8 protein-coding genes are annotated in these 14,595 nt (G+C 41.4%); all 8 read left to right on the top strand.

All coding sequences use genetic code 11. The features are described from left to right. Positions 1 to 21 precede the first annotated feature (21 nt). The 8 genes from BLU97_RS10860 to BLU97_RS10825 all read left to right on the top strand — a co-directional run bounded on the left by BLU97_RS10860 (position 22) and on the right by BLU97_RS10825 (position 14,592). On the top strand, positions 22 to 2,886 hold the full coding sequence (locus BLU97_RS10860; protein WP_074761595.1) for an RNA-binding domain-containing protein: 2,865 nt from the start codon (positions 22 to 24) through the stop codon (positions 2,884 to 2,886). 232 nt (positions 2,887 to 3,118) lie between these two features. Continuing rightward, positions 3,119 to 4,783, top strand: a complete 1,665-nt coding sequence (locus BLU97_RS10855) for a DUF262 domain-containing protein (protein ID WP_074761594.1) — start codon at positions 3,119 to 3,121, stop codon at positions 4,781 to 4,783. A gap of 12 nt (positions 4,784 to 4,795) precedes the next feature. Beyond that, positions 4,796 to 6,601: a site-specific DNA-methyltransferase gene (locus tag BLU97_RS10850; RefSeq protein ID WP_074761593.1), complete on the top strand. Its 1,806-nt coding sequence runs from the start codon at positions 4,796 to 4,798 to the stop codon at positions 6,599 to 6,601. A gap of 3 nt (positions 6,602 to 6,604) precedes the next feature. Then, positions 6,605 to 8,941, top strand: a complete 2,337-nt coding sequence (locus BLU97_RS10845; protein WP_081352985.1) for a DEAD/DEAH box helicase family protein — start codon at positions 6,605 to 6,607, stop codon at positions 8,939 to 8,941. 11 nt (positions 8,942 to 8,952) lie between these two features. Further along, the gene (locus BLU97_RS10840; RefSeq protein WP_074761592.1) at positions 8,953 to 9,168 is read left to right on the top strand and encodes a DNA modification system-associated small protein; all 216 of its coding nucleotides are present in this window, start codon (positions 8,953 to 8,955) and stop codon (positions 9,166 to 9,168) included. A 12-nt stretch (positions 9,169 to 9,180) separates the two neighbouring features. Further along, a complete protein-coding gene (locus BLU97_RS10835; protein WP_074761591.1) occupies positions 9,181 to 11,181 on the top strand; it encodes an AAA family ATPase in 2,001 nt (666 codons plus the stop codon). Positions 11,182 to 11,192: 11 nt separating this feature from the next. Beyond that, the gene (locus BLU97_RS10830) at positions 11,193 to 12,776 is read left to right on the top strand and encodes an ATP-binding protein (protein WP_074761590.1); all 1,584 of its coding nucleotides are present in this window, start codon (positions 11,193 to 11,195) and stop codon (positions 12,774 to 12,776) included. A gap of 13 nt (positions 12,777 to 12,789) precedes the next feature. Next, complete coding sequence (locus BLU97_RS10825) at positions 12,790 to 14,592, top strand: DUF2130 domain-containing protein (RefSeq protein ID WP_074761589.1); 1,803 nt, start codon at positions 12,790 to 12,792, stop codon at positions 14,590 to 14,592. The last annotated feature ends 3 nt before the right edge of the window (positions 14,593 to 14,595 follow it).

Here is a 14,595-nt window from a genome sequence, read left to right as displayed (position 1 = left end):
TGGATAAAAACAATAAGTGACATGGCTACAACAGATAAGACGCCTCTATGGCTCGACTTGAAAAAGGAGTATATTGACGATAACTTCGCCAAGTTACAGTCATATCTGCGCGACTGTGCAGAGCATGGTACTAAAGATGCATTCTATAATACTACTATAGAACTCTTCCGCGAACGCGTTAGCGATTTGTTGCGCGATCTTTCGGAACGTCCTGTATATGCCGACGAGCAGGAACGTCAACAGTTGGCTGCTAATGTTAGCATGCTGGCCACCTATCTGCTGGCCGACGGCAACCATCAACTGGCTCTGCCTGCATACGTAGCCTTTATGAACGAGTTGCGCCAGATGAATCCTCGACTCAGCGATCTGATAGTGAAAACCATCATGCAGCGTATACGCTTCGAGAAGGTTACCAATCTCGGTTTCGGATGGAATGACCTGGAAAAGCTCGGCACAGAGCTCTTTGTACACAATGCCTGCAAGCAAGCCAAGTTCGATACTCTGATATCCAAACCGCAAACATTCAGTAAGTATGGTACTGCCATGCTTACAGCAGATGCGTTAATGCTTACTCACGACAACAAGGCTGACTCGAAAAAGCTTGTTAAGGAAGGAGCAAACTCGCTCGATACGGGACTTGGCATAACACTCCGTACCTCATCCGACAAGAAACTCAAACAGAGCCTGTCGGATAGTGTTGTCGACATGGACGAATACACCAAGGACTTTATTCTGGCCCAATTCAAAACCCAGGACAAATCAGTTCAACGTAAGCCCATGAAAGTTTACGATTTTGGCGACGAAGCCATCGTACGCGTAACAAGCATCGACCGCGTTGTACATGTTGAAACCATCGATCCTGATTATCAAAAGGTTGAGGGTGTAATCAAATACGTTCGGCGTAGTTTGGTATACTATTATACTGACGAACTCTACAAAGACTTCCACATCGGCGATTATCTAACTGCCACCATCAGCGATCCATTCCACGGCGAATTCAATATCGAGGAGCAGCTTGTACGTTTCTTTGTAGAAGATACCCGCGAGACGATGGATGACGATAACAGCTACATGCTGGCAACCCTGATTGATGAACAACCAAGATCTTATGCCTGGCTCACAGAGAGCGGTGTGGCGGTACGTACTGACAACACTGGCGAATATCGTCATGGCGATTTTGCCTTCATTTCTATTAAGGAGTACTGCACAGGCAAGGCATATGGTATGATGATTGGTTACGTTCGCGAAGATAAATCCCGGAACCTCAACGATACCTTCGACGAGAAAGCCGCCCGTCACGACTGTATCCGTGCATTTGCTGAGCAAACCGAGCCTCCTGTTTATCAGCGCCCCGAAGAAGATACAGCAGAACTCAGTCCGGTACTACTCCGCCTGTTGTCTCGTTTGCTCTATGAGTATCAAAAATCACTCCTGAAACCATCTGACCGATTCCGTTGCTTGGCCAATGCCAATGTGATGGCTGAGATGGTAGGCGACGAACTAACATCATCATATATCAGCTTTGCCCGTACCTACCTGCGTGCACTCATTCAGTTTGTTAATGGCGAGAAGATTAACGCCATAACACTTGAACCTGATGCAGAATATCTTGATGCAAAAGCTACTCTGATACGCTTGTCAATAGTTGACCTGTTAAAGGAATATGGGCGTAAGGATAACTCAGAAAAATTGGCAAAGACCATTAGCGATTTCGAAGAAGATATGCCCCAGTTGGCTCGATTGGCCCGACTTATCCAGACTGCCAACTCTATGCAGGACACCCTATCGGGCTCTGCACTCAACGTGATTCGGCGCGAGATTATCCGCACTCTATCTATCGAAACCGAGAATGATGCTGACCTTGAGGCCGACAAGGGTACCTATCTTGGTGTGGAGAGTGGTACACTTGAGTTCAAAACTTCTATCGTTTATCCGCCTGATAACAATATGCAACCCGACGAATATGCTCAGAATATGAATGTGATGAGAGGCATCTGTGCCTTCCTCAATAGCACTACTGGTGGCACACTTTATTTAGGAGTTAACGATCAGGGTTATGTAGTGGGCATTAACAGCGATATGACCTATCTTAAAACTCAGAGCATCGATGCATATATGCGTTATGTACAAGACGTGGCATCTAAACACTTTGGTGTTGATGCGCTACCTTATCTGCGTATCGAAGCCCTATATGATAACAAAGTGGTAGGCATACATGTTGAACCTCATCCATATCGAGTGGTTGAACTCAATGGTACTGCCTATCTGCGTGTGAATGCAGAATCGAGAACAATGCCCGAGGAAATGCGTCAGGAACTTATCGACCGTAAGGTGTTTACAAACAAAGGACGCGCAGCTGCCATATCTATGCTGCAACATGCTTGCACTCAGAAACGTTGTGTGGTTCTGCACAACTATGCATCTAACAATGGCGGAAGCGTGAGCGATCGTCATGTAGAAGCCTATGATATCCGCCCAGAAGATGGACTTGTTATCTGTTTCGATCTCGATAAGATGTGCACTCGTGTGTTCAGCATCAATCGCATAGGCTATGTCGAGATAAAGGCCGACGAACCATGGCATCGCACCAATTTTCATAAGGATGTAAAGGTGGATGTGTTCCACATGAATGGTGACACAACCACACGCATATCGCTACAACTTGACTTGATGGCCAAGAACTTACTCGTAGAGGAATTTCCCCGTGCAAAAGACTTTATTACTGGACATAAGGGGGACGAAAATATCTGGTACTTCACTACCGAAGTCTGTAGCATGGTAGGTATAGGACGCTTCTACATTGGCTTGGCTGAACACATCCGGATACTTGAAGGCGATGAGTTGAAGAAGTATGCTAAAGAATATGCAGATAAATATCTGAAATAGTCAGCATTGTTGTATGTATCTCATTCCCAGTTTAGGAATGTTTTGTTCCCAACGAGGGAATAATTTATTCCCAAGTCGGGAATTTCTCAACATTAGTAATGTAATGATCATTGTTTTGATTCAAAAAGATAGCAAAAACGATTAAAAATGCTGTTTTTTGCCAGTTTTTTGGTTTTGTCGACCTTATTTAGGATTTATTTTACTATCTTTGTGGGCAAATAAAATATGAATAATGGGACAAAAAATAGAGATTATCAATAATTGGACACTACCACGTATCTTTCAGGAGCTGGAGAATGGCAATATGCGCATTCCCAGATTCCAGAGAGCTTATGTTTGGGAGCGTACAAAGATTGTGAGTCTGTTAAACAGCATATACAAGCAATATCCTATTGGATCTTTCTTCCTTTGGGATACGGACATGAAGATGGATGGGTTTTGTAGGGATATTACAGATTTGGGATTCCCAAAGAAACCTGAGGCCAGTAAATTTTCTTTCATCCTTGATGGGCAGCAGCGCATAACTTCTTTGTATGTAGCTTTGCGAGGTAAGACATTGAACGAGGTGGAATATGGTAAGATTTGCTTTAATCTTGACCAACGAGTATTCAAAGTACCCAAACTTAAGACTGAGCAAAACAACATTCCAGTTTGGAAAATCTATAATGATCAGGAATACGGAAACTTGTTGCAGGAGTATTACGGTTCTGGCAGAATAGAGTTTGGTAATATCATCAAAGATTGCCATGAATTGCTGATCAACTATCCAGTAAGCATCATCAAATCGATGAATATGGAGCTGGATGAGGTTGTTACCATCTTTGAGCGAATCAATCAAGGAGGAAAGAGGCTCTCGCTGTTTGACCTTGTTCATGCATCTGTATGGTCGGAGGATTTTGATTTGCGAAATAAGATAGCAGAATTTAATAGCGATCCTGTCATTAAGATTTTTGGTACTTTAGATTCTGAAATATTCACTCAGTCACTTGCACTTAATGTCTCAGGCGACTGTACGAACAGACACCAGTTGAATCTTACATATGAAAAATGTAAGGCCAACTGGAAGAAGACAACGGAATGTATCCGACTTGCAATTGATTTTGTGAAGAACCTGGGAGTACAACAAATATCCATCATTCCTTATAACAGCATATTGGCAGTTATCCAGCATTATTTCTTCCTTTCTGGCGAGAAATACATCAATGCAGAGGTAAAGAATCTGATTGCAGGCTGGTTCTGGACGGTTACTTTCTCACAACGCTATTCCAGCTCTACGTTAACCCGTATGAACGAAGACGTATTGTGGATTAATGCCTTAACAAAGGGTGAGCGTTCACCAAGGCTTTTCTCTGTAAAGTTAACAGTTGACGATTTGTTGCGAGTAAGAATGAACTTGCGTTCTGTTATTAAGAATGGTATTCTCTGCCTGATGGCTTTGAATGGACCATTGGACTTTGATAATGGGGCTATCGTAACACTGGACAAGACCAATGCTTCGCGTTCCAATTCTAAGGAGAATCATCATTTCTTCCCTTATGCTTTGCGGAATAAATTAGGTATTTCACAGGACGAAGCTAACTCTGTGCTGAACTTTGCCTTTATTACAAAACGCTTGAATCAGCAGATTAGTGCGAAGTTTCCCAGCGTTTATTTGAAGAATTACGAACAAGATAATTCTGACATTTTGAAATGCCTGCTCACACATTTCATCGATGAAAAGGCATTTGCTGCTGCAAAGGCTGATAATTTTAAAGAGTTCGTTTCATTACGCGGAACTGCCATACTAACAACTATCCAGAATGTGTGCTGTGCAAATGAAAAGAAGGAGGTCATTCAGATGCCAGAATCTGATGAGGACGTAGAGGAATTTGAATTATTTGAAGAAGAAAACAACTAAAAACATCATATTATGAAGTTTGATAAAGAAGAACTAATCAGAAAGATCCGTGAGGCTGAAGGTCTGAGCAATGACGACAAGTCGGCCTTGCTCGGATTGCTTAACGAGAAAAAGACCTATGGACTGGTGTGGGAGGACTCGACAGAAGATGCTTTCGAACAACTGAAGACTCAATTGCCGATTCTTCGTGAGGTTAAGGATCGCCAAATTGTAAATGATACAGAGTCTGAGCACTATCCCAACCATATTCTGATTGAAGGTGAGAATCTTCAAACACTTGTTGCTTTGACCTATACACACGGGGGAATGATAGATGTAATATACATCGATCCACCATATAACACTGGGCATAAAGATTTTACATATAATGATTCATATGTTGACTCAGAGGATTCATTTAAGCATAGCAAATGGCTATCCTTCATGGATAAAAGACTAAGGATTGCAAAAGAATTACTTTCACCAAGAGGAATGATTTTCATTTCTATTGATGATAATGAAGATGCACAACTTAAACTCCTGTGCGACGAGATCTTTATGAATAAGAACAAGGTCTCTGACATTATTTGGCAATCACGTAAATCTGTTTCAAGTGACACTTTTGTATCTCAGAACCACAATTATACTCTTGTTTATGCAAAGAATATTGACCTTTGGGATAAAGAAGAGTTTAGGTTACCTGCAAATACCGATGATTTTGAGAATAGAGATAATGATCCTCGCGGACCATGGGTAGCAGATCCTTTTGATGCACCAAATTTAAGACCAAATCTTACTTATGCTATTATCAACCCCAATACAGGAGAAGAATATTGGCCTCCAAAAGGTAGATGTTGGAGAACAACAGAAGAACAATATAAAGAATTCCTTGCAGATAACAGAATTGTATTTGGAAAGAAGGGAACATCAAAACCCCAATTGAAACGTTTCCTGGATTTTGCTATGGCCAAGGGAGAAACGCCCACAAGTATATGGAATGATATTGAAACGACAACAAATGGCACCCAATTACTCCAATCTATTTTTAATGGTGAGAAGGTATTCTCAAATCCCAAGCCAGTGGAACTCATTAAAAGAATAATGTTTCTCATAGGTAAGAATGATCTCACTATCTTAGATTTCTTCGCTGGTTCTGGAACTACCATGCATGCAACTATGCAACTTAATGCTGAAGATGGAGGTCATCGTCAATGTATTCTTGTGACTAACAACGAGAATGGCATTTGCGAGAATGTTACCTATGAGCGAAACAAACGAGTAATCGAGGGGTATAAGACTCCGAAAGGTAACTATGTTGAAGGATTGAAGGCGAATAATCTGCGTTATTACAAAGTAGATTTTAAAGAGCGTAAGCAGAGCCACCAGAGCAACCGAGATCTGGCAATGAACTTGAAAGATGCGCTTTGCATTAAAGAAGGCATTTACAGAGAACAAAATCAGTTCGGAGCCCTGTCGTTATCAGGAAAGGAGCAAATGCTTCGCTACTTTGCAGAGACCGGCCGTGGAATGCTAATGGTATATGATACACGAGTTATACCTTTCATAACGAAGGAAATAGAAAAGATGGATATAAAGGATCAGCCGCTGAAAATTTACATTTTTGCAGATGGTGCCTATCCATACGCAGATGATTTTGCGAGCGTGATAGATAAAGTGTCGTTGATACCAATGCCATACGCCTATCATAGAGCCATAAAAGATGTGCTACCAGATCAGGACGTGACAAAGGTTGACGATACCGAGCTGACCAGTGACGAACAGAAAGAGATGATGGCCGAAGCTATTGAGGCCGAGAATAATGAAAAGAATGAGGACTAAGATATGATTGAACTGAAAGACTATCAGAAATCTGCCATCAAGCAGCTGAAAGAGCGCATGATGGATATGCTCAGTTTGGACAGTATGCGCCAGAAGATTGTTTTTAAAGCGCCAACCGGCAGCGGAAAAACAGTGATGACCTCTGCATTGCTTGATGAGCTAAAGAGAGATTTGGAGGCAAAATTTATGGACTGTGCCTATATCTGGATTGCCCCCAACAAGCTACATATACAAAGTTACATGTCGTTCCGCAACTTCTTTAGCGAAACTCGTTCTCTGCGTCCAGTGATGTTCGACGAAGCAAACCCTGCAGAAGGCTTGCGTCCAGGCCAGGTGCTATTCCTGAACTGGGAGAGTATCAACAAGGAGAATGCCGTGCTGATACGCGATAACGAGCAAAATCGCAATCTGTACCAACTGACACGTCGCACCCAACAGAACGGATTCCCCATTATCGTTGTGATAGACGAGGAGCATATGTTTGGTGGCAAGAATGCCAAAAAGAGCGAGCTGGTATTGCAGAACATCAACCCCAAGATTGAGTTACGCGTTTCGGCAACCCCCATCACTGGCGGCTGTCCAACAATTGAGGTGCCCAGACAAAAGGTCATTGCTGAGGAGATGATTAAGAAGGGCATAGAACTGAACCCCCAGTTGAAAGGCTCGAACGAAATCAAAATGGACGAGCAACTGCTGGAGCAAGCCTTGGAGCGGAGAAACAACCTGGCAAGAGCCTATAGGGAGTATGACATCAACCCACTATTGCTGATTCAGCTGCCCAACGACTCAAAAGATACGCTGGATACAGAAGAGAGGACGCTGGTAAAGGAGATTGAGCAGTATCTGGACGTTAACAAGGATATCAATGTGGCCAATGGCAAATTGGCTGTATGGCTGAGTGATCGCCACGAAAATCTGCACGAGATAGAGAAGAGCAATAACATGGTTGAAGTTCTACTCTTTAAACAGGCAATTGCATTAGGGTGGGACTGCCCCAGAGCCTCTGTTCTCCTTATTTATAGAGATATCAAGAGTAAAACCTTTACAGCTCAGACTGTTGGCCGCATACTACGTATGCCACAGCAACACCATTATCAGAATGAGGCCTTGAACTATGGCTACGTATATACAAACCTGAGTGCCGACATGATTGAGATTGTTGCTGATGATATGAACTATATCTCAACCCTATATGCCAAGAAGCGTGAAGATGTGAGACGTATTGAGTTGAACGCAGTCTATCAGAACCGTCGCAAGACTCCACATGTACTGATGTCGCCGTTCAAAGAATTTTTTAAACGTGTGGTTTCAGAAGAATGGGATTTGCCACAGACAGAGCTGTTTGGAGCTGATGGAGGCTGGGATGATCTTGGAAGTGGTGAAGAAAAATCAGAAGAAGAAACAGAGTTCACCTTCACCGAAAACAAGCGTAAGGCTAACAGGCATGGTGTACGTACTGATGTGGCCAGAATTATGGTAAAGATACCTAAGGACTTGTTAATTACAGGAGAGGTTGGCCGTATAAATATTGAAGAGAATGCCCGATTTGCACGAACCCAAGATGAATTGTTGCTATCGTTCTATCATTTTTGCAGGAAGAACGTGGGCGACTATGAGCCAGGACAAAGTTCCGAGATGATACGTTCGGCTATCTATGAATTCTTCGAAGAGTATCTGGGCATCAATCAGAATGATGCCATCAAGGTGGTGCTCTATTATCTAAACAAACCAAAGTTCGAAGCTTATCTGGCAAAGGCAGAGGCTGTATATGCCAGAGACTACGAAAAGCGTGAACAGGAGCGTAACCCGGAGGAATATGTACAGTTCAAGTGGGAATTGCCTGATACTCGAATGTACAATTCGGAAGTGAGTCATCATTGTGAAGATATCTACCATCACGCCCTGATGCCTTTCTTTGAAGAGAACAGAGTGTCGGAGCCCGAATATAAGTTCAGCCGTATGCTGGATAAGAACAACGAAGTGATAGACTGGTGGTATAAGAATGCTGATAGTGGACACATGCACTTTGCTGTACCATATACAGATAAGGATGGTGTGCCTCGCTGCTTCTATGTAGACTATATTATCAGACTGAAGAATGGTACCGTTTGCTTGTTTGATACAAAGTCGAAAGACAGCGATCCCAATGCACCAATGAAGCATAACGCCTTGCTTGATTATATTAAAACAGAGAATGAGAAGAATCACAAACGGCTGATGGGAGGCGTTATCATTGAGCAAAATGACAACTGGTATTACAGCACGATGAATATTGATAATACTTCGGACCTTAGAGGCTGGGATGCCCTCCGACTTGAAGACATCAATGTAGAACCCTAAAGATTAACAATATGAAGAAAGGACTCGACAGGGCATTTCTGGAATATGGCATCAGAAAACCTGATTTGGAAGTGATAACAGAACTCTGCGAAAAGCATGAGTTGAATGCCGACTGGGTAAAAGATCAGTTGCTCAGCCAGTATCATAAGGAGAAAGTAGATAGAATTGAAATGGACGATTCTACCACCGAGAGTGTCATCAACAAGGCTTTGCAGAACATAAGATAGGAGAAAGAGATTATGCAGATACAAAAGATAAAAGCAACAAACTTCAAGACCTATCTGAGTCTGGATTTGGATTTGCAAGTAGAAGACGAATGCCCTATTATATTAATAGGTGGTTTGAATGGTGGAGGTAAAACTACACTTTTCGAAGCTATCTATGGTGCACTTTATGGTCTGAACATCAAGAACAAGAAGAATTTTGAAGAACTTCTAAATAATGGTGCATTTGGTAAAACGGAACCCAAGATAGAACTGGAATTGGTGTTTACAGGTCAAGTACTTCATCAGACGCAAAAGTACATACTGCGTAGAACATACATTCTTAACAAAGCAGAGAAGCCTGTCGAGTCTGTTTATCTAAATATGAATGGTAGTGTATTTACCTATGGTACCGCTACACCTGCAGCCCAGAGAGCTATGAGTGAACAACAGGTAAATAAGATTATAAAGGCAAATCTGCCGCAGGAGCTGAGCCAATATTTCCTGTTTGATGCCATGCAATCGAGTGAACTGCTAAAGGATAATGTGTTTGCACAGATTATTCGTGATAACTTCCAGAATGTGCTGGGGTTCAATAAATATCTGCAGCTTAAAAAGTCGGCAGAAAAGTTGCTTCAAGAACGTTCTAAGCAAAGACTCAAGGCTCAGCAGGAAATTGAGGAATACAATAAACTCTGCGAAACCAAGAAGAATCTGGAAAAAGAGTTGGGAGATAATGAAGCTAATCAGGATGTGCTCTACAAATATCTCACTTCGATGAAAGCCACCTATGACAAAGCCAAACAGGGGGCAGAAGATCAGGAACATATCCGCCTACAGGTACAACAGCTTGAGAGTACGATAAAGGATACAGAAAAGAAAGCCGCTGAATATGTGGAAAATGTCAAGGATTTCATCAATACCATTGAATTAAATGTATTTCTACCAAGGCTTTCTTCCAGCATGTCGCCAGAGATCGAAGCCATTATGAGATCGAAGGAAGAGATGAAAAAGGCTATGGATCAGAGGTATTCTGCTGAAGAAATAGAAGACATTACCAATAAGGTGATTACCTATCTGAAGGATTTCGCACTAATAGCTTCGGATGTAAATCCACAGAATGTTGCAAGCCACATTATGGCAACGCAACAGGATATTGTTGCAGAGGACAATTATGCGTTTCTTGACGATATAGACCTTGAAGCCCTAAAGACTCTAAAAAAACTGAATGCAGTTAATGGCTTTATTCAGTTGGACGGTCAACGCAGAAGTCTTGACGATGCTATTACAGAATTGCCAAACCTTAGAATACAACGCGACAGCCTGAAAGGTACATTGACACAAGGAAGCGGAAATATCATCAAGGAATATGAAGAAAAGAAACGCGAACTGGAACGTCTGAAGAAAGATGTAGAAAGAATCAATGAAGAAATCAAGAAGTTGGATAGAGATATTCATGGCTATGACGTTCAGATACAGCAAGAGCCAGATGTAAAATACGATACTTTGGTGAAACTGGTTCCTTTCTTCGAAGATGTGGCCAACACACTCTTGGCAAACAAAAAAGCTTTGATAGAGGAACAGATAAGAGAACAGTTAGACAAGATGTTGCTTTCGTACAAAGGACACATTGGACGAGTGGAGCTATCTGATAAGCTCGACAATTTCTCTATCCGCATCTACCATACTGCAGGAAATGAGATTTCACTCAATCAGCTCAATGCGGCATCAAAGCAGATTTTCATTCAGGTTCTTTTAAAGGTATTGAGAAATCTTGGTGATTATAACCCACCTGTAATGATTGATACTGTGATGGGTGTTATTGACGAAGAAGGACGTGACGTGTTGATGGAAGAGTACTTCCCAGAACTGGCAGAGCAAACAATCTTACTTTGTACGACATCGGAAATACGTAAAGAGAGCGACTATCAGAAACTGGAGCCTTTCATTTCAAAGACATATACCCTTATCAGAAACGTTGAGGAGCAGAATACGACTGTTACTGAGGGTTATTTCGGAATACCACTTTATAAATAAAGGAAAGAACTATGGACATTTCATTTGATAATCTGCGACAAGCAGAAGGCATCATAGATAATTTGAACGAGATAAAAGAAAAACTCGAGCAAAGCATAAACTTGCAGCACCAGGCTGCTGACGAGAAGAAAGTATCGTTGACAGGTAACAAGATAATGCGTATCTGTCTGATTGTTGGACTTTACCAAACTGGTCAGCGCGATTTGAACTGTTTGACAGAAATACAACTTTCTAAGTCAAGTATCCGTATCCCTTCCAGCTTCTTCACTTATTTAGAGCTGAAAGATTTGTTTGGTGCATTACTAAAAATGCGCTATAAAGATTTTGAGATAAACTGGCAAGACAGTCCTACTGTATCCAGAATCATTGCAGCAGAGATGTATCGTGGAAGAGACTACTTGTTGCAAGGCGACAACCTTGATACATTTATGATGGCACAGACTGCTAACGGAAGAAACCGGACAGGTGGTATACCCAAACTTGAACTTATTATTGGTCAGTATGATGAGGACATGGAGGCCACATTGGATATCAATAGCCGTGAGATTTCAAACACGCAGATCTTGGTAGCGGGAACAACTGGCTCCGGTAAAACCAATTTATTGGCGGTACTTATCAATCAACTCAGGCTGTTATCTATTGAATCGCCTTATCCAGTGAACTTCCTTTTGTTCGACTATAAGGGAGAATTCTCTGACCCTGCCAACAACCACTGGCTGAACTTGTTTGAGGTTAACAGAAGTTGTATTCTTGATCCAATTCTGTCTCCGCTTCCCTTTACTCCTTTCAAAGACTTCAGGGATCGTTCAATACAAGAGATTAATTTGTATTCAACAGAAATGGCTAATGCACTATGTGCTCTTGACAGGGCAACGATTAGCGCAAACATGAGCAACAGATTAAGTGAAGCCATTAGTGATGCATATAAGAGTACAAAGGGAGCGCCGATATCATTCCACCTGATGTTGGAGAAGTATCAGGATATAATGCCAAATCCAGATAAAGACGATAGCGTAACATCTGTTCTGAAACAACTCGACAGGGCGCATCTATTCGCTGAAGAAGATAAAGTCGATTTAGTGAAAGACTCGTTTATCGTCAAGATGGACTCTTATCCAAAGGATGGGCCCATAGCCAAAGCAATAGTCTATTTTGTTATTTCCAAGCTTAACAATATTTACGAGAAACTGGAGAAACAAGCTGTTAGCGAAGACTATGTAGAGATTCGCCACTTTACTATTATTGACGAGGCTCATTATATGTTAAGCTTTGACAACCGTCCTCTTCGTAATCTGATTGCTGTTGGACGTAATAAGGGACTGAGCATTATTCTTGCGACTCAGAATATGGATGATTTTAAGAGCAAGTCATTTGATTTCTATGCAAATGCTCAGTATCCACTGATTATGAAGCAGCAAAGCATCTCTGATGGTGTGCTGAAAGATATCTTTGGTGTTTCAGGCAAAGAATTCCTTGATCTGAAAGCAGCGATTTCTGGTTTGCAAAAAGGTGAGTTGGTTATCAAAGATAACACTGCAGACATTTTGGGCATCGGCAAGAAATGGAAGAAAATTAAAGTGTCGCATTTAATCTAAAAAGTATACCCAGATGAACGAAATAAAATGTCCTGAATGCGGAAAGGTCTTTTCTGTTGATGAGGCAAGCTATGCCTCTGTAGTTAATCAGGTAAGAACGAAAGAGTTCGAAGACGAAATTCGACGCCGTGTTGCTGAAATAGAAAAGCAGCAACAATTGAAACAACAGTCAGATAAACTCATCTCTGAACAGGCTTTCCAACAAAAACTGAATGCCAAAGACCAGGAGATTGAGAAACGTAATGCTGATATTGCCCGTTTGGAAGAACAGGTAAAGAGTGTTGCAATCTCTAAGCAGGCAGAATTTGAAAAGCTTCTTTCAGACAAGGAAATAGAAATTGCTCAACTGAAAGAGAAAGCGCAAGGAGCTGTAAAGACAGAGCAACTGGAGCACGAAAAGCAACTTGCAGAGAAGGACACGGAGATAGCTCGTTTGGAAGAGAAAATGAAGGGTATCGCGAAAGATAAGCAAGCCGAATTTGATAGAATACTCGCAGAGAAAGATGCAGAATTGTTACGTTTGCAAGGTGCTGTAGATCAAAGCAAAAGCCAGACTCAAGTAGCCGTTTTGGAAGAAAAGAATAAGGCAAACGAAGTGATTCTTCAGAAAGAGAATGAAATAGCTACATGGAAAAACAAACTTGAATCGGAGAAAACGGATGCTCTACGTCGTGAACAAGGAATTCGCCAAACCTACGAATTACAACTGAAACAGATGCAAGAGATGGTTGAGCAATACAAGGATTTTAGAGCCAGACTATCCACAAAAATGATAGGAGAGTCGCTTGAGACCCATTGTAGTGATCAATATAATGCCAACTTGCGCTCAGTTCTGCCAAGTGCATACTTTGAAAAAGACAATGATGCTTCTGGTGGCTCAAAAGGCGATTTTATCTTTAGAGATTACGATGATGGATTTGAGTATATCTCAATCATGTTTGAGATGAAGAATGAGATGGAATCGACTGCTGTAAAGCACAAGAATGAGGATTTCTTTAAAAAATTGAATGATGATCGCAACAAGAAAAGATGCGAATATGCTGTTCTCGTGTCGCTCCTGGAGCCAGACAGTGAACTTTACAATGGTGGTATCGTAGACGTAAGCCATCGCTATCCTAAGATGTACGTAATCCGTCCACAATTCTTTATTCCCCTCATTACCCTATTAATACAAATGGCGAAAAAGAACGTGGTTTTGCAAAAAGAACTTATACAAGCTAAAAGCTTATCTGTTGACATAACAACATTTGAAAATAAGTTGGATGATTTTAAGAATAAGTTTGGAAGAGATTATCGTTTGGCCAGTGACAAATTCAAAAAAGCCATCGATGCCATAGACAACTCTATTGGAGAGCTACAAAATGTAAAAGCTAACCTCATGTCATCCGAATACCACCTCCGTCTTGCAAATGACAAGGCGGCGGAGCTTACTATACGTAAGCTTACTTATAAGAATCCTACGATGAAAGCCTTATTTGATGAAGCCAGAAAAAATGGCAGCACTATTGAGGAAATTAAAGATGAAGAGCAATTTGACTCAAAAATGATTGATGTGGTTACGGAAACAACCGAAAAAAACAAAGAAGATAATGATGTCGATATAGACAATGCTCATGAGGATGATAATTTTGCATCATCAAATGATAAAGCAATTGTTGGCGACCTTATCATGAGAAAATCTGACAAGAAAATAGGAAGAGTTAAAGAAATAAAAACGACCCCAAATGGTTTAGAAAAACTAATTTTGGAACTTGAGGATGGTACCACTGACTTTGTATACAACAAAACGAAGTTGTATCAAGTATTGATTAGATAAAAT

Origin of the sequence: Xylanibacter ruminicola (genome assembly GCF_900107775.1) — a bacterium.
Lineage (GTDB): Bacteria > Bacteroidota > Bacteroidia > Bacteroidales > Bacteroidaceae > Prevotella > Prevotella ruminicola_C.
Note: the sequence above shows the minus strand (reverse complement) of the source record. Positions and strands in the feature narration are given on the sequence as shown.